The sequence below is a fragment of the Brevibacterium picturae genome, from assembly GCF_900105045.1.
Classification (GTDB): Bacteria; Actinomycetota; Actinomycetes; order Actinomycetales; family Brevibacteriaceae; genus Brevibacterium; species Brevibacterium picturae.
In genome coordinates, this window is sequence record NZ_LT629739.1 from 303,298 (window position 1) to 325,302 (window position 22,005).

Consider the following 22,005-nt stretch of genomic DNA (forward strand, 5'->3'; position numbering starts at 1 on the left):
TGAAGTTCACGCCCGGGGCGGTTCGACTCGGCACCGGACTGCCAATCATGGCAGGATTGTTCGGTGATGGAACGATCGAATGCGTGGACCTCCGAGGTCGACTGGCAGACCGGTCAGTGGCAACGACGAGATCAGGGCCCGACGCATCACGAATGGCACCCGCCTTCCCCTCGTGGAGTCCTGGCCAAACGGCCGCTGACCTTCTTCGAGGTGCTCGATTCCGGGTTCCGACTGCTGCGCTTCGTCCCCGGGCTCACCATCGGCGCGGCTCTCATCGTGTTCACACTCTGGACTCTCGTCCTCACTGCGCTCGGAACCTTCGTGGTTCTTGAGTTCCTGCCCTTCCTCAACGACCTCGTCAGCAATGACGACGCGATGTCCGGGTTCCTCCTCCTCGCGCAGATGGGGTCGTTCGTCATCAGCCTGCTCAGCCTCGGCGTGGCTCATTTCCTCGCCGGATTGGCCGCCAGCGGTGCCGAGGGCTCGTTCGGTGCACGCAAGACCACGCTGACGCAGTCGTGGAGGTCTCTGCACGGCCGCCGGTGGTCGCTCATCCTCGCTGCGATTGCCCTGGGTGCCATCAATCTGGGTCTGCTCACCCTGCTGGGGCTCCCCTCTCTTCTGTTCGCGCTGTTCGACAATACGGTCCCCGCAATCGTCACCGCCGTCATAGCGCTGGGACTCTGGCTGTGCGCCGTGATCTGGCTGAACCTGCGATTCGCGTTCACCGGCTCGGCGATCGCCGTCGAGAGGCTGGGCGTCCGTGCTGCGCTGGGACGCTCCTGGAGGCTGACCGGCCGAGGTTTCTGGCGCACCTTCGGTCAGCTCGGTCTCGGCTACTTCCTGTCCAACCAACTGGTCCAGCTCGTCATCACCCCGCTCGTCACGGTCATCACCGCCGTCGCGACGGTCGCCGTCACCACCGTTGAAGCAGCCTCCTCGGCGATGACGCTCATCACCGTCATCGCTGGAGCGCTTCTCCTGGTTCTGACGACGGTGTCCTCGGCGATCCTCTTTGCGTACTTCTCATGCCTCGTCTGTGTCTGCTACTTCGACCAGCGCATGCGCTCCGAAGGATTCGATCTGGTCCTCATCCGTCGTGAGGAGAACACTGCATGAGCGCGCTGCTGAGTTCGGCCATCGATCGTGAGACCGGGCGCGAATGGGTCGAACACGAACTGTCGAAGAAGGAGTACTCGGACACCGACCTGACCCCCTTGGAACAGCTCGGACAATGGCTGAGCGACATCTGGGACTCGATCGTCTCCGGTGCGCTGAACAGCAACTCTCCCTGGCTGATCCTCATCGTCGTCGTGGCCCTGGCTGCGATCGTCGCGCTCATCGTCTGGCGGGTCCGCCGAGTCGGGCTGAGGAAGACCTCGCTCCCGCTGTCTGCCTTCGACCCCGTCGTCGCCTCACCGGAGCCCGGCCCGTGGAGGAACAGTGCACGGGCTGCCGCACAGCGCGGCGACATGACGACGGCCGTCATCGATTCCGCACGCGCCATCTTCGCTGTGCTCTCCCAGAAGCAGATCGTCACGCTCGATTCGGCGTCGACGGCCAGCGAGCTCAGTCGCACCGCCGGAGGCGAGCTGCCCGAGCACCGGCGGGAGCTGACACGGGTCGCGAATGTCTTCAACGATCTCCTCTTCGGCGAGGACCATGCCCAGACCTCCGCTGCCGCATTGCAGACAACCTACGACGAATTCCGCGCTTTCGATGAGACCCTGAGCGCCCTGGTTCCCAGGCATCGATCGGCGGTGGCATCGTGAGCGCCCTCATCGACGTCGCGACCAGAGGCACCCGCTCGAGCCCGGCGGTGCCACTGACGGCTCGGCTGAGATCAGTTGGGGTGTGGATCGTCGCGGCCGCCGCCATCCTCATCACCGTGATCGCGACGATGCTGATGACGTCTGATCGTGGGTCCGATGCCCCGCTCCACTACGACTCCACGGCTCGCGACGGCACGAAGGCCATGGTCGAGACGCTGCGCGACCACGGGGTCGAGGTCACCACCACCGAGGATTTCGACACGGCCCACACGGCCTCAGGTCAGTCGGATACGACACTCCTGATTCCGACGAAGGCCGACATGCTCTCGCTGGGTGACATCGACGGTTTCCGGTCCGAACTCTCCACCAATGACAACCGTCTTGTCCTCGTCGACCCCGGCTACACGGTCCAGGACTTCACCGATCGCATCACGGTCAATGACAGCCTCAGTCCGCTGGCGTCTCCGGAGACGATCTCACAGCCCGACTGCACCGTGGACTCAGCTCAAGCCGCCGGCCCGGCGGAGACCGGTGATGCCGAGTATGCCGAAGCCCGGAAGGGCACTGAGGGCCTGCACACCTGCTACCCATTCGCCGGCCCCGGCGTCACCCAGATCGACGGCGGCGAAGTGACCCCCGGGTCGGCCCACGGACAGCTCATCGTCGATGAGAGTGCCGGTGGAAAGGGAGATTTTCCCGTCACCGTCCTGGGCAATCCCGACTGGGTGACCAACGCCGGCATCGATGAGGAGGGACATGCCTCGCTGGTGCTCTCCCAGCTGTCGCAGACCGACCATCTCGTCGTCTACTACCCCACCGAGACCGGTGAGTTCCAAGCACCGCCGTCGACCCTGGACTATGTGCCCAGCTGGTTCATCGCCGGGGCCCTGTGGCTGGTTCCTTGCGTGTTCATCCTGCTGCTCATCCTCGGTCGCAGGTTCGGTCCCCTGGCCGTCGAACGACTGCCGGCCATCGTCCCCGCGGTCGAGACCGTGCATGGTCGGGCGGCTCTGGCCGCGCGCAGCCATGACCGGACCGGGGCACTGCACACCCTGCGCACGGGAGCCCTGCTGCGCATCGCGAAACGGTTGGCCCTGGGTCCGGAGGCCGGCCTCCACGACATCATTGTCGCCATCGCGAACACGACGGGCCGCGATCCTGCCCAGGTCGAGTCGGTCTTCTCCTCCGCGGTGCCCTGCACCGACGCTGATCTGCAGCACATCGTCCATCAGCTCACCCTCATCGAAAGCGAGGTCTCATGACACAGACTCCTGGAGAGAACTCCGCCCAGCAGCCAACGCAGGCCCAGTCGGCTCAGTCTCAGCCGACACAGCCTCAGCCGCCCCAGCAGTCTCAGCCTGCTCAGCCCCAGCCGGCTCAGGAACGCGATCCCCTGCGGGAGGCGTTCGTCGATGTGCGCACGCAGATCGCCAAGGCGGTCGTCGGTCAGGACGAAGCGGTCACCGGCATGCTCATCGCACTGCTGTGCCAAGGTCATGTGCTGCTCGAGGGTGTCCCCGGCGTCGCCAAGACCCTCCTGGTGCGCAGCTTCGCGAAATCGGTCAGCCTCGACAACACACGGATCCAGTTCACGCCGGACCTCATGCCCAGCGACGTCACCGGCTCACTGGTCTACGACGCGTCCGTATCGAACTTCGAGTTCCGTCCCGGCCCGGTGTTCACGAACATCCTCATCGCCGATGAGATCAACCGCACCCCGCCCAAGACCCAGTCGGCTCTGCTCGAAGCCATGGAGGAGCATCAGGTCTCGGTCGGCGGAGGCTCCCGTGCCCTGCCCGAACCGTTCATGGTCGCGGCCACCCAGAACCCGCTCGAATACGAGGGCACCTATCCCCTGCCCGAGGCTCAGCTCGACCGGTTCCTGTTCAAACTCGTGCTCGGGCTGCCTGAACGCGAGCTGGAATTCGAGATCCTCAACCGTCACGCTCACGGCTTCGATGCCTCCCACCTCGCCGAGGCGGGACTGACCCCTGTCGTCGACGCGGACATGATCGCCCGGGCACGGGAGGCCATCGCCGAGATCTACATCGCTCCGCAGGTCATCACCTACATCGTCGACCTGGCCCGAGCGACCAGACAGGCACCGTCGCTGGCGTTGGGCGTGTCTCCCCGCGGTGCCACCCGGATGCTCGGTGCCGCACGCGCCTTTGCCTGGCTGTCGGGCCGCGGTTACGTCACCCCCGACGATGTCAAGGCGCTGGCCCACATGACCCTTGGCCACCGTGTGATCCTGCGCCCGGAGGCGCAGATGGACGGCCTCAACGTCGATCAGGTCCTCAACTCGATCATTGCGACCACCGAAGTACCGCGCTGAATGACCTCACGACTACTCCTGCTCGCCCTGCTCGGGCTTGTCCCCGTCATGCTCATGCCGGGGTGGACGAGTGCATTGATCGTGGCCGCTGTCATCATCATCGTCGCCGTTGTCGACTTCTTTCTCGTGCCCCCGCCGAGGTTGGTCTCCCTTCAGCGCACACCCGGACCGATGGTTCGCCTCGGTGATCCCACCGATGCCACTCTCACCGTCGTCAATGACTCCCCCAGGCGTCTGCGCCTCGCAGTCCGAGATGCCTGGTCGCCCAGCGCCGGGGCGAAGAGCACCCGCTCACGTTTCGACCTGGCACCGGGTGAGGACGCGCAGTTGGTCACGCAGCTTCTGCCAGTGCGCCGCGGCGCCCTGCACGGGGACAAGGTCACCGTGCGCTCACGCAGCATCCTCGGGTTCATCTCCCGGCAGCGCAGCTTCGATGTGCCGGCGATCGTGCGGGTCCTGCCCCCGTTCATCTCCCGGCGCGAACTTCCGTCGAAGACGCAGAAGCTTCGCGAACTCGACGGTCGGTCCGCTGTGATGATCCGCGGCATGGGCACGGAGTTCGATTCGCTGCGCGACTACGTCGACGGTGATGATGTGCGCTCAATCGACTGGCGCGCCAGCGCCCGCGCCCAGGATCTGGTCGTCAAGACCTGGCGGCCGGAGCGCGACCGGAGGGTCGTCATCGTCGTCGATTCCTCGCGGCTGGCCGCGCGTCGCTGCGGAGACGGCACGGTCTTCGACGCCGCCCTGGAGTCTGCCCTGCTGCTGACGGCTCTGGCCTCGGGAGCAGGTGACCGGGTCGATGTCGTCGTCGCCGATGCACGCATCCGCGCGATCGCCTCGAGCCATCGTTCGAAGGACCCCGTCCATGACCTGTCGGTGGCCCTGACCACGGTCCACCCGGAACTCTACGATGCTGACTGGGAACAGATCTCCTCGACTGTTCTGGCCACTTCCCGCCAGCATGCCCTCGTCGTCTTAGTCACCGCGCTCGATGAGGGCAGCGTCTCCGATGAGATCCTGCCGGTCCTGCCGACGCTGTTGGCCCGGCACCGTGTGGTCCTGGCCTCGGTCGAGGATCCCGGATTGAGGGAGCTGGCTGCCAAACGTGAGGGAACCGATGAGATCTTCACGGCCGCTGCCGCGGAATCGGAGCTGCTGACGTCGAAGTCGCTGCAGACCCGCCTGCGCGGAGCCGGTGTCCAGTCCGTCGAGGCCGCCCCCGACGATCTCCCTGGTGCATTGGCCGATCTCTACATCAACCTCAAGGCGACCGGGAAGCTTTGAGTCCTGCGCATCGATGAAGGTCCCACAGGTCTGCGGTGGGCGATCTACCGGTCTGTGGCGAGGATCGAATAGCCCGCCTGGTGCTCGTCGAGGTCGGCGCTGAGCCCGGCCCTGACTGCGCGCTTGCCGAAGTACCAGGCATAGGCGATGACTGCCGCGGTGTAGGCGACGCCGATGGCGATCTTGAGCGCCGGCGGAATCGGATTCGGAGTGACGAAACCTTCGATGAGCCCGGAGATGAACAGCATGATGACCAGACCACCGGCGACGGTCAGCAATGATCTGGCTTCGGAGGCGAGTTTGTTGCGTCGCAGCTGCGGACCCGGCACCACCCAGGCGAAGAACAGTCTCAGACCCGCCGCTGCGGCCAGGATGATGCAGCTGATCTCGGGGATGCCGTGCGGGAGGATGTAGAGGAAGAAGTCCGAACCGCGGTCGAACTCGAACATCATCGCACCCGAGAAGCCGACGTTGACCGCATTGGAGAACAGCCCGGAGACGACGAAGACACCGGTGATGCCCAGGAGCACGAACTGCACCGCGATCCAGGCGTTGTTCGTCCACACTCCCACTGCGAAGAAGCCGTTCGGGTTCTCCTTGTAGTAGTCGACGAAATCATGTTCGGCGAACTGTTTGCGGAATGCACGGTCGCCGAAGGTCTCGAGCACCTCCGGGTGCATGCCCGCCCAGATCCCGGCCAGGCTCGCCACTGCCAGGAAACATGCGGCGACGATGAGGAAGTCCCACCGCAGCCGGTAGATCGACAGCGGCAGGCTGATGACGAAGAAGCGGGAGAGACCGCTCAGCCCGCCGGCGGGAACCGCGGAGAGATGATTGCGCGAGCGATGGACGATCGCGGACAGACGCGCGGCCTCCAGGGAGTCGGGAGCCACCGTCATGATCCGCGACAGGTCCTTCGATGCGTCCCGATAGAGGTCGAGGAATCTGTGCGTCTGCGCCGGAGTCAGCGTGTTCTTCTTCGCCAGCATGGACAGTTCTCGCCACTTGTCGCCGTGCAGTTCGGCCAGCAGATTCGGGTCCATGCTGCAAGCCTATCTGAGACTCCCGTCGACCAGAATCTGCGTCCCAGGCGATCCCCAATGAAGCGGGGATGCGAATTATGACAGGATGGATCTGTGAGTACTTTGGTGACGGGCGAAGCCGTCGAACTGAGCATCCAGCCCGCAGCCCTGGCAGCACGCGCGCTGAGCTGCCTCATCGACTACATCGTCTACGCGATCGTCAACATCGGGCTCATCATCGCCATGTTCTGGTTCCTGCTTCAGATCCTCGACGTCAATGAGCTCCTCCTGACATCGGTCATGACCATCATGAGCATCTCGGTGTTCGTTCTCCTGCCGATGATCATCGAAGTCCTCACCCATGGTCGCTCGATCGGCAAGCTCATCCTGGGCCTGCGGGTCGTCCGTGACGACGGTGGCGCAGTACGGGCCAGGCATTCGTTCATCCGGTCCATTCTGTGGCCTTTCGAGATCCTGTCGACCGGCGGCGGTCTGGCCGCCCTCTCCGGTCTGATCTCGCCACAGGCCAAGCGCCTCGGCGACTACATGGCCGGTACGGTGGCCGTCAGCGAACGCACCGCCCCACCACAGCCGGTCCGCACGCATGTCTCACCGCACCTGCACAACTGGCTGGCGGAGACCGATATCGCCACACTTCCTGCCGGACTGCACCGACGGGTCGTGCAGTTCCTGTCGATGTCGGAGAACCTGGGACGCGAATCGCGCTGGGATCGAGCGAAGGAGCTCGCCACCGAACTCAACCCCTATGTCGCGCCGGCGCCGCCGGAGGGGACGATGCCCGAACAGTTCTTATCGGCCGTCATCCACCGGCAGCGGTCTGCAGAGTTTTCGAAGCAGCAGCGTCGCAGTGAGCAGTCTCAAGCCTTCCGTGCGGGCGTGAACAACCTCCCTCACGGGCTGAGCCTGCAGAGCCGGTAGGGCCCCGCAGACTCAGGTTCGACTCATTATCTCAGCACCTCAGTACCGGTAGTGCTCGGGCTTATAGGGCCCGGCGACGTCGACGCCGATGTATTCGGCCTGTTCCTTCGACAGCTCGGACAGGTTCGCTCCGAGTGCCGGCAGGTGGAGGCGGGCGACCTTCTCGTCGAGTTCCTTCGCCAGGCGGTGGACATCGTTGTCGTAGCGGTCGGGACTGTTCCAGAGTTCGATCTGCGCGAGCACCTGGTTGGCGAATGAGGCGCTCATGACGAACGAGGGGTGACCGGTCGCGTTGCCCAGGTTGAGCAGTCGTCCCTCGGAGAGCACGAGGAAGTCCGTCCGATCCCGGTCCAGCCCCTGATCGGCGGGGACGGGCACGCGCCATTCGTGGACCTGCGGCTTGATCTCGACCTTGCTCACCCCGGACATTTTGGCCAGTCCGGCCAGATCGATCTCGTCGTCGAAGTGTCCGACGTTGCCGACGATCGCCCCGGGCTTGAGGCTCTGCAACACCTCGATCCCGACCACGCGAGTGTTGCCGGTGGTTGTGATGATGATGTCGGCGCTCGGTGCCACCGTGGCCAGGTGGTCGACCTGGTAGCCGTCCATCGTCGCCTGCAGTGCGCAGATCGGGTCGATCTCGGTGACGATGACCCTGGCTCCCTGACCGCGCAGCGCCTCGGCGGCGCCCTTGCCGACATCACCGTAGCCGACGACGACGGCGATCTTGCCGCCGATGAGGACATCGGTCGCACGGTTGAGACCATCGGGCAGGGAGTGGCGGATGCCGTAGCGGTTGTCGAACTTCGACTTCGTCACCGAATCGTTGACGTTGATGGCGGGGAACGGAAGCTTGCCTTCCTCGGCCAGACGGTAGAGGCGGTTGACTCCCGTCGTGGTCTCTTCGCTGACGCCCTTGATGCCGGCAGCCATGCGACCGAAGCGGCCGGGTGAGGCTTCGAGTGATCTCTGCACCTGTGCCAGGAGGACCTTGAACTCCTCCGGATCGTCCTCACTCGCGGCGGGGACTCCCCCGTCGAGTTCGGCCTGGGCGCCCTTGAGGACGTACATGGTGGCGTCGCCGCCGTCGTCGAGGATGAGGTTGGCGCCCTCGGCGAAGTCGAAGATCTTGTCCGCGGCCCACCAATACTCTTCGAGGGTCTCACCCTTCCAGGCGAAGACGGGCACACCGGTGGGCGCCTCGACGCTGCCGGTGCCGACGACAACGGCGGCGGCCGCCTCGTCCTGCGTGGAGAAGATGTTGCAGCTGGCCCAGCGCACCTGCGCCCCGAGGGCGACAAGGGTTTCGATGAGCACGGCCGTCTGCACCGTCATGTGCAGGCTGCCGGCGATGCGGGCACCGGTCAGCGGTTTGCTGCGGCCGAACTCTTCGCGCAGTGCCATGAGTCCCGGCATCTCGCGTTCGGCCAGTCGGATCTGGTGCCGGCCGGCCTCGGCCAGACTCAGATCGGCAACCTTGAAGTCGGTGGAATCGAGCACGGTACCTCCATCGGGAACAAAAGCTGTTGTCATCTGCGTCGAGTCTATTGCCTGCGTGCCTCGACGAAGTCGCTGGCCTGCGCGGTCAATTCACGCAGGCGCTCGGAGTCGTCGGCTTCGACGTTGAGGCGCACCAGCGGTTCGGTGTTCGACTTGCGCAGGTTGACCCACCAGTCCTCGCCCTGCAGTCCGATGCCGTCGAGGTCATCAACCGTGTTGCTCGGGAAGTCACCGGTCGCGGCGGCGAAGGCGGAGAGCACCGCATCGGGATCGGCGACGGTGAAGTTGATCTCTCCCGATTGGACGTAGAGGTCGTAGTCGGCGACGAGTCGTGACGCCGGTGCCCCGGTCTTCGCCAGGGCGGAGATGAGGTGGCAGGCGGCGAGCATGCCGGAGTCCGCACCGTAGAACTCATCGAAGTAGAAGTGTGCGGAGTGCTCGCAGGCGAAGACGGCGTGTTCGGAGCGCATAAGTGTTTTGATGCCGGAGTGCCCGACCTTCGAGCGCACTGCACGCCCGCCAGCGGCTGTGATCGTGGCCGGAACGCTGCGTGAGGTGATGAGATTGTGGATGACCACGGGTTCGGCCACGCCAGAGGCTTTGGCGCGAGCGATTTCGCGTTCGGCGACGAGTGCCCCCACCGCCGATGGTGACAGGGTCGCTCCGGCTTCGTCGATGAAGAAGCACCGGTCGGCATCGCCGTCGAAGGCCAGCCCCAGGTCCGCACCATGGTCGAGTACCGCGTGGGAGACGTCGAGGAGGTTCTCCGGTTTCAGCGGGTTCGCCTCGTGGTTGGGGAACGTGCCGTCGAGTTCGGTGAAAAGTCCGATGACGTCGAAGGGCACACTGGCGTAACCAGCCTCGGTGCCGAACACCTCGCCGAGGAGCGCGCCCGCCATGCCGTTGCCGCAGTCGATCACGACCCTCAGGCCCGTGATCTCGTCGACGTGGGTCAGGGTGCGGATGCGTTCGACGTAGCGTTCGCGCATATCCGCGGCCGCAGCCCCGTCGATGGCGACCTGGGGAATGTTGATGTCCGCGGGTGCCCGCGGCGCCAGGTCCTTGATCCGTCCCAGCCCCGAGGCGAGGCTGACTCCGGCCGCACGCGGGCCGCAGATCTTGATCCCGTTGTAATCTGCCGGGTTGTGGCTGGCGGTGATCATCGCGCCGGGCAGATCGAAGATCCCCGAGGCGAAGTACAGCTGATCGGTCGAGCACAGGCCCAACAGCACGGCACGGGACCCGGCCGCTTCGATACCGGCGGCGAATGCGTGGCCGAAGTCTGGTGAACTGGGGCGCATATCGTGGCCGACGACCACCTCGGCGCTCGAATGGAGCTCTGCCATCGCTGTCGCGGTGGCCCAGCCGAGGGCGAAGAGCACATCCTCGTCGAGCTGGTCGGGGATGCGGCCCCGGATGTCATAGGCTCCGACCGCGGGCTCGAGCGCAGTCGTGCGGGCCTCGACGACTTTGGGACCGGGTTCGGCGCCGGCCATGGACTCGGTCATGAATCGCCGATGATGCGCAGGTGACCGTGTTTGCGACCGGGCATCGATCCGTCGCTTCGCCTCTCGGACGTCGACGACGCCGATGCCGCCTCGTCTGCTCTCGCTCCCTCCCCGGGGCGTCCCGCAGCTTCCCGGACGGCGTCGGCGATGGCCAAGAGGTCGTCATGGGTGCGCTCGGGCGGCGCCTGCTCACCTTCGATGCGGATGAGCTGCCACCCCACGGGCGGGGTCAGTTTTGCGGCATGGTCGGCGCACAGGTCATGGGCACCGGGCTCGGCGCGACGCGACAGCGGACCGATGACGACACAGGCATCAGCGTGCACGTACGTCATGGTGGCTGCGGCACTGCGCGAGCAGCTGACTTTTGAACACAATCTCACGGCTGACACAGTCCCTCACTTTACACGCGAGCACCGCCTGTCCTCGTCAGCCAGGGCCGTGTGGTCAGTACAATATTGAGTCATGAGCACCAGGCGTCATCGTGATCGGCACGGCCGCGGACTGCGGTCCCCACTGTTCTTGGCCGATGTCCCCGCGCGCCTGCGCCGGGCCGACAGCTTCGCCCGTGTCGCGGCCGAGGAATTCGCCCGCTTCCGGGCGCAGGAACCGTCACTCCTCGCCGAGGTGGTGCTGGCCATCGATGCCGTTCCACCGGCAAGTTCCACCGAGCCCGCGTTCGGTCGGGTCTTCCCCGCCACCGCCCACAGGCTCACGCACATCGTTCTCTACCGGCGCGTCATCGAGTATCACAGCAGCGGGCAGAGGGATTCCCTCATCGCCGAGGTGGTCGCCGATCAGGTTGAGATCCTCCGCAACTCCTAGCCGAGGCGGATGTCGCGATAGGCCACGCCGGCAGGAGCCGGGGCCGGTGACACCGCGGAGATCCCTGAGTCTGTGTTGACCACATAGCTGGCGTGGACGCCTTTCGACTGGGATCCTGAGGCGTTCTCACCGCTGATGACGATCGCGCGTACGGCGTCCGGGGACACCTCGGCGGGGCTGAACTCGGTGGTGCCGGTGGGATTGAGGTCGATCGACTGCGGCTCGGTGAGCGAACCGTCGTCGAGCATTCCTCGCACCTGCACCTGCCCCTGGCCGGGTGAGAGGTAGAGCTTTCCGGTGCCTGTGCGCGGCAGAGCCATGACCTGGGAGTCGGCGAGGGCACCGGTGGCTTTGACGCTGCCGAAGTCGGCCGCACCCTTCTCCCCGTCCTGACCGATGAATGCGCTGGCCTGAATCGGCTGATCCGAGTCGAGGACGACGCTCGTGGCGTCGAGATCGCCGAGTTCAGCCTCTGCGACCCCGTGGGCGACCACGGTCATCGACGAACGGGGTATGTCGATCTCCCCATCGGGACCGTACGCCTTGAGAGAGACCTCCGAGAGGTCATCACCCGGATTGGCCACGCGCAGGCGCACGTCCTTGCCATCGAGTCCGGTGACGACCTGCTGCGAATCGGCATCTGCTCCGCTGGTGGCCAGGTCGATGCCCTTGGGGGTGAGGCCGTCGAGCACGGTCTCCTGCACGGATCCGGCCACAACTCCCCCGTCGACGTTGACATCGACGGCCAGAGACTCGGCCCCGGCAGCCAGACCGGCAAGACGGATGGCGCGCTGCTTCCCGGCCTTGATGCTGACCTCCGTCGGCTCCCCGCGCTGTCCGGAGGGCGTCATGAGTGTGACCTCGGCCTGGACGGGGACGTCGCCGGGGTTGCTCAGCAGCAGCTGCGAGTTCGATCCCGCGGCGCCGGAGCCGGCCAGAATCCGGAAGTTGCTCGACGCTGACCCGCAGGTCAGGGTCGCGAGTCCGGTGAGGTCGCCGGATGTGCCCTCGACGGTTTCGACACCGGTCGTCAGCGCCGGTGCCCCGGGACGGGCGAAACCGGTGATGAGTTTGGTCTTGTCGATCGGGTCATCGCCGGAGACGAAGCCGGAGGAGCTGGGGTTGTCGAAGTTCGCGGACCCGCCCAGATCTGCCACCTGCAGACGGGCCGCAGAGACCGAGCCGTCGGTGGCGCTGATCGGTGCGGAGGCGGAGACGACGCGTGTGGAGACGTTCGAATCGTCGATGAACTCCGCGTCGGTGCCCTCGGCCTCATCATCGGTCAACAGCGGGCCGGGACAGATCACACGAGTGTCGGCGGTGGGCATTCTCACCTGCTCGGGGCTGCGATCGAGTGTGCCAGGAGTCAGCGGCGTCAGGAACGAGGTCGTGGCCACGAGCACCCCGGGCACGGCGATCGCCGCGAAGGTCACGATGCTGCGCATGTGTTTCATGACTTCTCCTCCACGGGTTGCCCGGGTGCCGGCTGACCCTGTGCCGGCTGTCCCGGTGGTGGCTCCTCAGGCACCGACCGCGACAGCCCGTCCGACCTCGAACGAGTCCTTCGCGACCAGGCTCGGGTCTGCCGCTGGGATCCGAACGGGATCGCGACGATGAGGGTGAGGAGGCCGAGGATCCACCCGACCACGACGCCGGGAGTAAAGAGCTCCGACCCGTAGTTCAGCTCCACCTGTCCCCCGTCGGCGGGCAGTGAGAACTCGGGGGCCCAGCCGAACGTGGACTCCTCGGGCTTGGGCAGGGCACTGCCATCGATGCTGGCGGTGATGTTGTCGATGCTGCTGGCCACGATCAGGGTGCGACCCTCGTCACCGGGGGCCACCTCGGCGGTGGTGCCATCCATCGGTGCGGTGCTCATTGTTCCGTCGGGCTCCCGCACGAGGAAACGACCGCTGTAGGGAGTGTCGACCTGCCACAGTCCACCCGATTCGGTGGGGCCGACCTCGACCACACCGTCGGCGGCGGCCACCGAGTTCGCGAGATTCTTCGCGCTTGGATCGACGAGGACGAAGTCCACGCCCAACTGGCCCAGGACGGAACGAACGTCTCCGGCGTCATCGGCCGAGAGCGCGGCGGCCGCCTGGGCGATGAGTGTCTCGTCCTCACCGATGGGCAGCGGTCTGCGCTCCCACGGCCAACCTCCGACCGCCTCGGCGGATCTGATCGTCGAGGTGCCGATGATCGTTCCATCGGCAGAGGACAGGAGGCGGGCGCGGACCTCACCGTCGATGACGTCGAGGCGCAGGGTGCGTGCCTGGGTGTCACCGGAGGCACGGTCGGCGGCCAGGGCCGGGACGGTGCCGTGCTCCTGAGTGGTGACGCTGTCCGCCGAGGTGGTGCTGGGTCCGGCGCCGACGATGATGAGACCGACGGCGGCGAGGGCCACCAGCCCGGCCAGACCACGCATTGGCAGCCGACGGGAGTTCGTCGATCGAGTGGTGGTGGACTGGGCGCCGAGCGTGAGGAGCATGACCGCGCCGAGGCTGAGCAGGATCAGGCCCGCTGCCGGATAGGAGCCGATGAGGTGGAAGGGCCCGGTCTGGGCCGGGATCAGGACCTGAACGGTGGCCAGCAGCAGACCGGCGAGGTAGAGGCCGACTGCCCACATCAGGCGGGAGAGTCTGAGGTGGGCTTCGATGAGCGTGAGGAACGCGAGGATGAGCATCGGCAGCACGAGGACCGGTGCCCACAGCTGCAGCATCGCCGGGCTGACGCCACCGACGCCGACTGTCGCGAGCAGATCGGCCAGCCAGGTCATATCGATCGGCGTGGGGAAGCCGACCGCCAACAGGTAGCTCGGCGGGGCAGGTGGGGCCAGGGTCTGGCCGGGCATGACGAAGACTGCGCCGGGTTCGGTCACGAGCGCTGCCAGCCATGGCCAGGCCAGGAACAGGGTCGGGGCCAGCAGCCACAGGTGTCGCAGGCCGCGGCCGGTGCACAGCAGCACGACGGTGCCGATGATGCCCAGGGGGAGCATCAGCGGGACGCCGGCGATCATGACAAACAGGAAGAGCCCCGCGGTGGCGGCTGCGGCGATCGACCCGGTGCGCAGGCTGCGCCGCAGGGCGATGACGAAGAGGGGCGCCGCGATCCAGACGAGGATGACGCCGAGGCGGCCGGTCGAGAGTGCGGTGACGAAGAGCGGGGCGGCGATCCACAGCAGACCGGCGAGCCCGCGCACCCATTTCCTCTTCACGATCACGCCCGCCGCGGCGTAGGCGGCGATGACGGCCAGGATCGGGGCGAGGAGGATCAGTGTGCGGACCATGATGTCGACGTGGCCCAGGAACGGAAGGCTCAGCACTGCCAGGACCAGCTGGTAGGGGTCGGCGGGAACAGCGGCCCCGGTGGAGACGTCGAGATTCGGGCTGAGCAGGCGGGCGACGAGTTCCGCCAGTGACACGTCGGTCGATCCCAAGGCTCCCCCGACGAGGTGGCCGGGGCCGAAGAGACGGAAGGAGACGAAGCCGCTCAGTGCCGCAGCTGCAACGAGGAGGTAGGTCAGCGGGTTGTGGAAGAGTCCCGAACCGCCGGTGACCTCGAGGCGCGAGAACGAGTCGATGGCCTCCTCCGTGTCGCCGACCGGGTTGAGTTCGGTTTCGTCCGTGCTCTCCGGGCCTTCGGCCGCTGGCGAGTCGGCCTGAGCCTGCCGCGCGTCCTCGGCGGAGTTCATGCTCCGGCGCTGAACGGCGAGTTCGTCCGGGTCCGCGTAGAGGGCGGCCACATGGGAGTCGGCACTGCGTTTGGCGATGCGGCTGCGACGGGCGTTGGAACGCCTCAGCCGGGAGATTGTGCGGGCGTCGGCGCCGAGCCCGAGCAGTGCGGAGAAGTACCAGGAGGCGGCGCGGACATTGTTCGACAGCAGACCCGCCAGGGTGTTCTTCAGCTGGGTGAGGGCGAGGAGGCAGAAGATTCTGACAAATCCGGGACTGGCGAGGCTGAGCCGGTAGCGCTGTTCGGTGCGGATCTGAGCTTTCGAGCTCGGCGGCAGTGATGAGGAGCCCAGCTGGGAGGCCGACAGTGCGGAGACTGTGAGCCTGGCGTGCGGGGCGACGACAACCCGGCGGCCGAGGTCGCGCAGTCGACGCGAGTATTCGAGACCGCGGTAGGCCACGCCGAGGACGCGGGAGGGGGCTCCGATTCTCTCGAGTTCCGCGGTGGCGATGAGCATGCCGGGCAGGTCGAGGCCGAGTGTCTCCGACTGGCCGTCGCGCTGTCCCTGATCGATCTCCCCGTCCGCGACCGGATTGACCCTGGCCCCCGCCGAGGTCGTGGTGACGCCGGCGGAGACGATGCGATCCGCATGCATGATCTTGGGACCGACGGCGCCGATGGATTCGGTCTCACCGATCGCGTCGAGAAGTTCTTCGAGGCACTCGGGTTCTGGACGCGAGTCGGCTGTGAGGAACCACAGATGTGTGCTGCCGGCTACCTCGGGGAGGGTCTGCGCCTCTGTGACGGCAAGACCCCCGAGATCCACGATCGGGATCCCGGGGTAGGTCTTGTCCAGAGCTGTTTCGAGCTCGACCCTGCTGCTGTCGTCACCAGCGGCGACGACAACGGTGACGGCAGGTTTCACACGACTCGTTTCTTGAGTCGACGGCGTTCACGTTCAGACATGCCACCCCAGATTCCGAAGCGCTCGTCATTCGCCAGGGCGTATTCGAGGCAGTCCGAGCGGACATCGCAGGAGGCACAGACACGTTTGGCCTCACGAGTCGATCCGCCCTTTTCGGGGAAGAACGCCTCAGGATCGGTCTGCGCGCACAGCGCTTGGTCCTGCCAGGAAAGTTCGCCGTCCTCGGCTGCCCCGAAGAGCAGTGAGAGCGGCGATACTGCGGAGTTGTCCGTGGGAAGCGGTGTCAGATCGTTCGGATCGATCGCCAATGGATCAGGCAGAGTATCCGGTGTACGCGCCCCTGGTTCGACGAACCAGTCTTCGGCACTTCGAGAAGTGACTCCGGGCACTGTGGAGAAGTCTTCCCTCTCCTGCCTTTTGCTCTGTGCGCTTTGCACGGTTTTCCCCTTTCTCACTCTCGGCTCACCTCCCACTGTGAACTCCTGTTCCGGTACCGTTCGAGGAGTGAACCGGTCTGGGTGCGACCGACTCTGACGAACAGCTCCGGAGGTGAAGCTCGTGCTGACGGTATCAGCGTGGGGGATGCTCGAATCCGAGGATTCGTGCCGAGTGCGTTCCCCTGTTAAGTATAAATTACACGCGTGTCATTACCGCCTCGTCAAGCCCTTGTGGAGTATTAGACGAGGCACCTGCGGGTTATTCGAACACACCTTCACATACACACGCGCCGAGAACACCACATATAGCGACCACTATCTGGGATGGACACAACCCGTAGTGAGCACCTGAGCAAATCTGGAGAATTTCGAAATCATTCACCGTCGGTGGGATTATGGAGTCATGAGAGTCGAATCACTCGCGATCGCTGCCCGATCCCAGCACCCGCCGCCTGAATTCGGGCTTCGTGGCACTTCGACGGCGATGCGGATCCGAGGATGAACGACCGGCTGCTCACCGTGTACGCGCCTCCGGTCGAGGAGGACATCGCACCCGGATCCGATCTGGCAGCGATACTTGTCAACGCCCTTCGTCGGAATCGCATCGACCTCAAGGACGGCGACATCCTCGTCATCGCGTCGAAGGTGGTGTCCAAGGCCGACGGACGTTTGCGCACGGTGAAGGACCGAGCGGAGTTCGAGGACCTCGTCGAGGATTCGTCGAACCACCTCGTTGCCGAACGGACCTATGCCTCCGGGTCGACCGTCCAGATCGTTCGCACCCATTCGGGCACCGTGCAGGCGGCGGCCGGACTCGACCAATCGAATTCGAACGGCTCCGTCGTCCTCCACCCTCAAGACAGCGACGTGTCGGCTCAGAAGCTGCGGGCACGGGTCGAAGAGGCCTTCTCGGTGCGAATCGGCGTCGTCATCTCAGACACGATCTCGCGGCCCTGGAGGATCGGCGTCGGTGATTTCGCGCTCGGGCTCTCGGGTCTCTCCGGTCTCGATGATCAGCGCGGCAGACCCGACGATGACGGTCGCGTGCAATCGGTGACCGTGCGCGCGATCGCCGACGAGATCGCTGCCGCAGCCGACCTCGTCAAGGGATCCTCGCGAGGCCTTCCGATGGCACTCGTGCGAGGTGCTGGCGGATACCTGGACAAGGGACGATCCGGGGCGAAGGCCCTGAGCCGCGATCTCGGCGAGGACTGGTTCCGCTACGGCCACGTCGAAGCCATCCACAGGGGCCTCGGCGTCACCGAGCTGCCGGGCCGGGCCGCGGCCGGTGACAACAGCGACGACATCCTCGAACGCGTCTCCCGCGCCATCCGAGTCGTCCGCGCCGGAGGCTCGCGCACACCCGGTCAAGCCGCCTGGCGAATGCACATCGAGGGTTCCGGGTCCCGGATCACGATGGCCCCGTCCGACTCTCCCGCCACACCCCAAGCCGGCGGCCCTCCCCTGCTCGAGGCGATGGTGGGCCTCGGCTCACTCGTCGAACGCGTGCACACCGCGTTGTTCGCCGAGGATCTCAGTGCGACGACGAAATGGGAATGGGCCGACGGTGAGCTCGGCGCGTTCCCTCGCGGGGTCCACATCAGCATCGGGCTCCTGTCTCCCTGAACCTTCGCGCCCTGAACTCCCGCGCCACCGAACCTCCATCGAGAAAGCAGGTGATCCTTCGTGGATCTCTCCATCATCAGCCGCACCGGCGGGCCCGTCCTCTTCTGGCGCGGCCCCGACTACGACAGACTCGATCTCACCGGTCCGGTCGCAGCGAACTGGGTGAACAAGGGCGTCGGCCTCTTCGGCGACTACGACCTCGGACCTGACTTCACGCTCTTCGTACCGATGCCAGCTGGACTGCACTGGCGTGAGCTCGTCGCGATCCTCAGCGTGCTCCTCGCCGACGGTCGCGTCGTCCTCGGCTCGGCCACCTCCGAGTCCGGAGTCGAGGACACTGCGGCTCCGGAGGGAGAATTCCATGCTTTCGTTCCGCTGGGGCATGAGGGCGACGAGCGTCTGGCTCCGGCCGAGGAAGTCTTCGTCTACAACCCGCCCGCGCTGGCCCTGAGCACCCCCGTCGATGAGGACTTCATCGACGTCAATTCGGCGATCCGCGCCTACCCGGACTTCACGCCTCGGCGTCTGAAATCCACCGGGACCCTCATCGTCGGCGACCAGGAGATCCAGTGGACCGAGTCCCCGGCCGACTCCGGTGCCGGCATCCTCGTCGCGAACTCGACCCCGCTCCCCGACGAGTGGGCGACGTTCCTGGGCCACTTCCTCCGCGGGGGTGAGACCTTACTGGCCAACGGGATGGACGAGGTTCGCATTGCGAACCTGGCGAGCAGCCTCGGCGAGGTCCGTGGCAGACTGGGAACATGGACAAAGTAGTTGATACGCCCGCTGCGGCGGTAGCCGATATTGCAGATGGATCATCGATCGCCGTGGGCGGTTTCGGTGTCGTCGGCGTTCCTGAGTTCCTGATCCGAGCGATCAAGGACCAGGGGGCCAAGGACCTCGAAGTGATCTCGAACAACGCCGGTGTCGACGGGCGAGGCCTGGGCCTGCTGCTCGCCGACCATCGCCTCCGACGCATCATCGCCTCCTACGTCGGTGAGAACAAGGAATTCGCGCGCCAGTACCTCTCCGGCGAACTCGAGGTCGAACTGACCCCGCAGGGAACCCTCGCTGAGAAGCTGCGGGCCGGTGGAGCCGGAATCCCCGCGTTCTACACGATCACCGGCGCCGGCACCCAGGTCGCTGACGGCGGCATGCCGTGGAAGTACGACACAGAGGGCAACGTCGTCAAGGAATCCCCCGCCAAGGACACCCGCGTCTTCGACACCTTCGGCGAAGAGAAGGAATACGTCCTCGAACAGTCGCTGGCACCGGACTACGCACTCGTGCGCGCCGCCGTCGGAGACCGCCACGGCAACCTCGTGTTCAACTCCTCGGCCAGGAACTTCAATCCTCCGGCGGCACAGTCGGCCCGGACCACCATCGCCGAGGTCGAGAAACTCGTCGAACCCGGTGAGATCGACCCCGACGACGTCCACGTCCCGGGCATCTTCGTCCACCGCGTCGTCGAACTGACCGCCGAGCAGGTCGCCGACAAGCCCATCGAAAAACGCACCGTTCGCGAAGCCTGAGGAGAGCCGAATATGTCATTGACAAGAAACCAGATGGCGGCCCGCGCAGCCCAGGAACTCGAAGCCGGCAGCTACGTCAACCTGGGCATCGGAATGCCGACACTCGTGCCCAACTATCTGCCCGAGGGAGTCGATCTCGTCCTCCAGTCGGAGAACGGGCTGCTGGGTGTGGGCCCCTATCCCACCGAGGATGAGGTCGACCCTGATCTCATCAACGCCGGCAAGGAGATCGTCACAATGCTCCCCGGTGCCTCCTACTTCGACTCCGCGGCCAGCTTCGGCATGATCCGTGGGGGCAAGGTCAACGCCGCGATCCTCGGCGCGATGCAGGTCGCCACGAACGGCGACATCGCGAACTGGATGATCCCCGGCAAGATGGTCAAGGGAATGGGCGGTGCCATGGACCTGGTCCACGGTGCTCAGCGCGTCATCGTCATGATGGACCATGTCGCCAAGGACGGCTCGCACAAGCTCCTGTCCAGCTGCGACCTCCCGCTGACCGGCAAGGGCGTCGTCAGCCGCATCGTCACCGACATCGCCGTGCTCGACGTCACCGGCGACTCCTTCACCCTCGTCGAACTGGCGCCCGGAGTCAGCGTCGAGGAAGTCAAGGAGAAGACCGGCGCCGAGGTGAACGTCCCAGGCGACGTCCCCACCATCAGCGTCGACGCCGCCTGAGGGCGGTTGAGCCGGGCTGCGCGACCTGAGCGACCTCGCGGCTGGCTCGCTAATCGCCTGGGCGGCTAGCTAGTCGAAGGGTGCGACGAGGCCGCCCTGGACCGATTCTTGAGAAGGAGCTCGACCCAGGGCGGCCTCTTCCATGTGCGAATGTACCGGGCAGCCGCAGGGCGCACCGACTGGAGCGAATTTCCGAAGGAGCAATGCGCACTCTGTGCAGACTCTCCGGGGTGAGAGCGCTTCGCAGCCCGTGCACCACACGCAGCCCGTGCACACGCACCAGCAGCCGCTGAACACACCGTCAGCGGCATTGACCACGATTAGTTCAGCATGCCCTACAGTCAGCGCTGAACGGCACCCCAGCAAAGAGTTGATTTACGACTGACGGTGGGTGGTGCTCCCTGCCGCAGACGGTTCAGACGAAGGGCAGCGAGGTTTCGAGCCCGGTGGTCGCCACGAACAGGTCCCCATGGCCGTCTGCGGTCACTGTGGGCTCATTTGCCGCGATGAACACGCTCTGCCCACGTGTGAGTGTCACCGTGGAGCCCAGAGACGTCAGAGTGATGGTTCCCGAGGTGCACAGGGCTATGCTTGCGCCTCGGCGTTCGACCTGTGTCAGGCGCGGGCATCGCAGTGACTGCAGGGCGAAGTCCTCGGTCGTTCCGAGCAGGATTCCGTCGCGATCGGGTTCGACCATGCGGGGTCTGGCCGAGGTGAACTTCGCAACCTTGCCCAGTTCCGGGATGTCGATGTGTTTGTTCGTCAGTCCCCCGCGCAACACGTTGTCGCTCGAGGCCATGACTTCGATGCCGGTCCCGCCCAGATAGGCGTGCAGCACGCCGGATTCCATTGCCAGGGCCTCCCCCGGCTGCAGGTGCACCCGATTGAGCATGAGCGCCACGAGGACACCTGGATCGGACGGGTAGTCGGACACGAGCTCGTGGAAGGTCTCTGCAGGGTCGACTGCTGTCCCCGAACGGCTGATGTGGCCTTCGGGGAGTTCTGCCAGATCCTGCGCGGCGACCTCGTCGACGAATCCTGCAGACCGTGAGTCGCCGAGGACGAGTTCGACCGCTTTGGAGAAGGCCCTTGCCTCGGTCACGGACTTCAGTGCCGAGATCACGTCGCCCAGAAAGTCCAGCGAGGTCGCCGACAGTGACAGCGACAGCAGTCGTTCAAAGGTTGCGCGCACGGCCTTGCGCGACCGGAATCCGGTCAGCGCGTGAAACTCGGTGAGGGCGTAGATGAGTTCCGGTTTGGCGGAGGGATCCTTGTAGTTGCGGGTCGCGGAGTCGAGATCAGGACCCTGGGACTCTTCGCGGGCGAAACCGGTGGCCGCCTGCTCCGGATTCGGGTGAACCTGGATCGACAGGGCCTTCTGCGCGGAGAGAACTTTGAGCAGGAAGGGCAGACGCGGCCCAAAGACCCGCAGCGAATCCTGGCCCAGCAGGCCCGCCGGATCGCCGGCAACGTATTCGATGAGATTGGGGCCGACCGTGCTGCTGTCGGTCTTCACGTCCAGAGACGACGATGATCCCTGCTGCGCGGACCGGCGGGTCGAGCGCTGCTGCTCGAAGTCTCCGGTGTCCAAACGAGAGGGGCTGAGGGGATGTGCTCCGAGCCAGAGTTCGGCGCAGGGTGTGCCGTCGGGCGCGGTTCCCAGGATTGCCGGGATCGCGTCCGTGGTGCCCCAAGCAAAGTTCTTGACCGTGTTGTGCAATCGACGCACTGTCTTGGTCCCCTTCGGCTGGACTGATCGGACGAACACGCGTGAATGCCGCGTGCGTTCTTCCACGTTAGCGCGTTCATGTCGGCTGATCATCGATTCTCGGGGTGGCTTCACTGACTGTTCAGACCAGGACATCTGGTGTTCACCGCCTGCGACCAGGACGTATGGCCAACAGGTGAGGTTGACGGAAGATCAGCGGGCGGACAACCTCATCGAAATTG

19 protein-coding genes are annotated in these 22,005 nt (G+C 65.6%); 11 read left to right on the forward strand and 8 right to left on the reverse strand.

Annotation, left to right across the window (positions count from 1 at the left end):
• Nucleotides 1-66: 66 nt before the first annotated feature.
• From BLT92_RS01465 to BLT92_RS01485, 5 genes are read left to right on the forward strand one after another with little or no spacing between them, the layout of a single operon-like run.
• On the forward strand, nucleotides 67-1,119 hold the full coding sequence (locus BLT92_RS01465; RefSeq protein WP_092102288.1) for a hypothetical protein: 1,053 nt from the start codon (nucleotides 67-69) through the stop codon (nucleotides 1,117-1,119).
• Nucleotides 1,116-1,772 (forward strand): hypothetical protein, encoded by a 657-nt coding sequence (locus tag BLT92_RS01470; protein ID WP_092102290.1) that lies wholly within the window; start codon nucleotides 1,116-1,118, stop codon nucleotides 1,770-1,772. The genes BLT92_RS01465 and BLT92_RS01470 overlap by 4 nt, the downstream gene beginning before the upstream one ends.
• Nucleotides 1,769-3,034 (forward strand): DUF4350 domain-containing protein, encoded by a 1,266-nt coding sequence (locus BLT92_RS01475; protein WP_092102293.1) that lies wholly within the window; start codon nucleotides 1,769-1,771, stop codon nucleotides 3,032-3,034. Before BLT92_RS01470 ends, BLT92_RS01475 begins: the two co-directional genes overlap by 4 nt.
• The gene (locus BLT92_RS01480; RefSeq protein ID WP_092102296.1) at nucleotides 3,031-4,107 is read left to right on the forward strand and encodes an AAA family ATPase; all 1,077 of its coding nucleotides are present in this window, start codon (nucleotides 3,031-3,033) and stop codon (nucleotides 4,105-4,107) included. The genes BLT92_RS01475 and BLT92_RS01480 overlap by 4 nt, the downstream gene beginning before the upstream one ends.
• Complete coding sequence (locus BLT92_RS01485) at nucleotides 4,108-5,394, forward strand: DUF58 domain-containing protein (RefSeq protein WP_092102300.1); 1,287 nt, start codon at nucleotides 4,108-4,110, stop codon at nucleotides 5,392-5,394.
• Between the two features lie 44 nt (nucleotides 5,395-5,438).
• On the opposite strand, the gene BLT92_RS01490 is transcribed toward BLT92_RS01485, so the two are convergent.
• Nucleotides 5,439-6,437 (reverse strand): stage II sporulation protein M, encoded by a 999-nt coding sequence (locus BLT92_RS01490; protein WP_092102303.1) that lies wholly within the window; start codon nucleotides 6,435-6,437, stop codon nucleotides 5,439-5,441.
• Nucleotides 6,438-6,530: 93 nt separating this feature from the next.
• Between BLT92_RS01490 and BLT92_RS01495 the strand changes: the two genes are divergently transcribed.
• Nucleotides 6,531-7,355: an RDD family protein gene (locus BLT92_RS01495; RefSeq protein WP_231938967.1), complete on the forward strand. Its 825-nt coding sequence runs from the start codon at nucleotides 6,531-6,533 to the stop codon at nucleotides 7,353-7,355.
• Between the two features lie 39 nt (nucleotides 7,356-7,394).
• On the opposite strand, the gene ahcY is transcribed toward BLT92_RS01495, so the two are convergent.
• The 3 genes from ahcY to BLT92_RS01510 are packed head-to-tail and all read right to left on the reverse strand — an operon-like array spanning nucleotide 7,395 to nucleotide 10,695.
• The gene (gene ahcY / locus BLT92_RS01500; RefSeq protein WP_092102306.1) at nucleotides 7,395-8,888 is read right to left on the reverse strand and encodes an adenosylhomocysteinase; all 1,494 of its coding nucleotides are present in this window, start codon (nucleotides 8,886-8,888) and stop codon (nucleotides 7,395-7,397) included.
• Between the two features lie 11 nt (nucleotides 8,889-8,899).
• Nucleotides 8,900-10,363, reverse strand: a complete 1,464-nt coding sequence (manB, locus tag BLT92_RS01505; RefSeq protein ID WP_231938968.1) for a phosphohexomutase domain-containing protein — start codon at nucleotides 10,361-10,363, stop codon at nucleotides 8,900-8,902.
• The gene (locus BLT92_RS01510; protein WP_231938969.1) at nucleotides 10,360-10,695 is read right to left on the reverse strand and encodes a DUF3499 family protein; all 336 of its coding nucleotides are present in this window, start codon (nucleotides 10,693-10,695) and stop codon (nucleotides 10,360-10,362) included. The genes manB and BLT92_RS01510 overlap by 4 nt, the downstream gene beginning before the upstream one ends.
• A 130-nt stretch (nucleotides 10,696-10,825) precedes the next feature.
• Here BLT92_RS01510 and BLT92_RS01515 point away from each other — a divergent pair, with 130 nt between their 5' ends.
• A complete protein-coding gene (locus BLT92_RS01515) occupies nucleotides 10,826-11,185 on the forward strand; it encodes a metallopeptidase family protein (RefSeq protein WP_092102314.1) in 360 nt (119 codons plus the stop codon).
• On the opposite strand, the gene BLT92_RS01520 is transcribed toward BLT92_RS01515, so the two are convergent.
• From BLT92_RS01520 to BLT92_RS21020, 3 genes are read right to left on the reverse strand one after another with little or no spacing between them, the layout of a single operon-like run.
• Nucleotides 11,182-12,639: a DUF5719 family protein gene (locus BLT92_RS01520; RefSeq protein WP_092102317.1), complete on the reverse strand. Its 1,458-nt coding sequence runs from the start codon at nucleotides 12,637-12,639 to the stop codon at nucleotides 11,182-11,184. The two genes, BLT92_RS01515 and BLT92_RS01520, sit on opposite strands and share 4 nt — an antisense overlap.
• A complete protein-coding gene (locus BLT92_RS01525) occupies nucleotides 12,636-15,782 on the reverse strand; it encodes a glycosyltransferase family 2 protein (protein ID WP_197679652.1) in 3,147 nt (1,048 codons plus the stop codon). Before BLT92_RS01525 ends, BLT92_RS01520 begins: the two co-directional genes overlap by 4 nt.
• Nucleotides 15,779-16,219, reverse strand: coding sequence for a WhiB family transcriptional regulator (locus BLT92_RS21020; RefSeq protein WP_269457380.1), 441 nt, complete (start codon nucleotides 16,217-16,219; stop codon nucleotides 15,779-15,781). Before BLT92_RS21020 ends, BLT92_RS01525 begins: the two co-directional genes overlap by 4 nt.
• A 498-nt stretch (nucleotides 16,220-16,717) precedes the next feature.
• Here BLT92_RS21020 and BLT92_RS01535 point away from each other — a divergent pair, with 498 nt between their 5' ends.
• From BLT92_RS01535 to BLT92_RS01550, 4 genes are read left to right on the forward strand one after another with little or no spacing between them, the layout of a single operon-like run.
• Nucleotides 16,718-17,845, forward strand: coding sequence for a coenzyme F420-0:L-glutamate ligase (locus BLT92_RS01535; RefSeq protein WP_092102320.1), 1,128 nt, complete (start codon nucleotides 16,718-16,720; stop codon nucleotides 17,843-17,845).
• Between the two features lie 60 nt (nucleotides 17,846-17,905).
• The gene (locus BLT92_RS01540) at nucleotides 17,906-18,619 is read left to right on the forward strand and encodes a hypothetical protein (protein WP_092102322.1); all 714 of its coding nucleotides are present in this window, start codon (nucleotides 17,906-17,908) and stop codon (nucleotides 18,617-18,619) included.
• Nucleotides 18,607-19,377 carry a CoA transferase subunit A gene (locus BLT92_RS01545; RefSeq protein ID WP_092102325.1) on the forward strand — a complete coding sequence of 257 codons (771 nt, stop codon included), beginning with the start codon at nucleotides 18,607-18,609 and terminating at the stop codon, nucleotides 19,375-19,377. Before BLT92_RS01540 ends, BLT92_RS01545 begins: the two co-directional genes overlap by 13 nt.
• 12 nt (nucleotides 19,378-19,389) lie before the next feature.
• Entirely contained in the window at nucleotides 19,390-20,055 is a 666-nt protein-coding gene (locus BLT92_RS01550; protein WP_092102328.1) for a CoA transferase subunit B, read from the forward strand.
• 415 nt (nucleotides 20,056-20,470) lie between these two features.
• Here the strand turns inward: BLT92_RS01550 and manA are convergent, their stop codons facing one another.
• On the reverse strand, nucleotides 20,471-21,784 hold the full coding sequence (gene manA, locus BLT92_RS01555) for a mannose-6-phosphate isomerase, class I (RefSeq protein WP_092108659.1): 1,314 nt from the start codon (nucleotides 21,782-21,784) through the stop codon (nucleotides 20,471-20,473).
• Nucleotides 21,785-22,005: the final 221 nt, after the last annotated feature.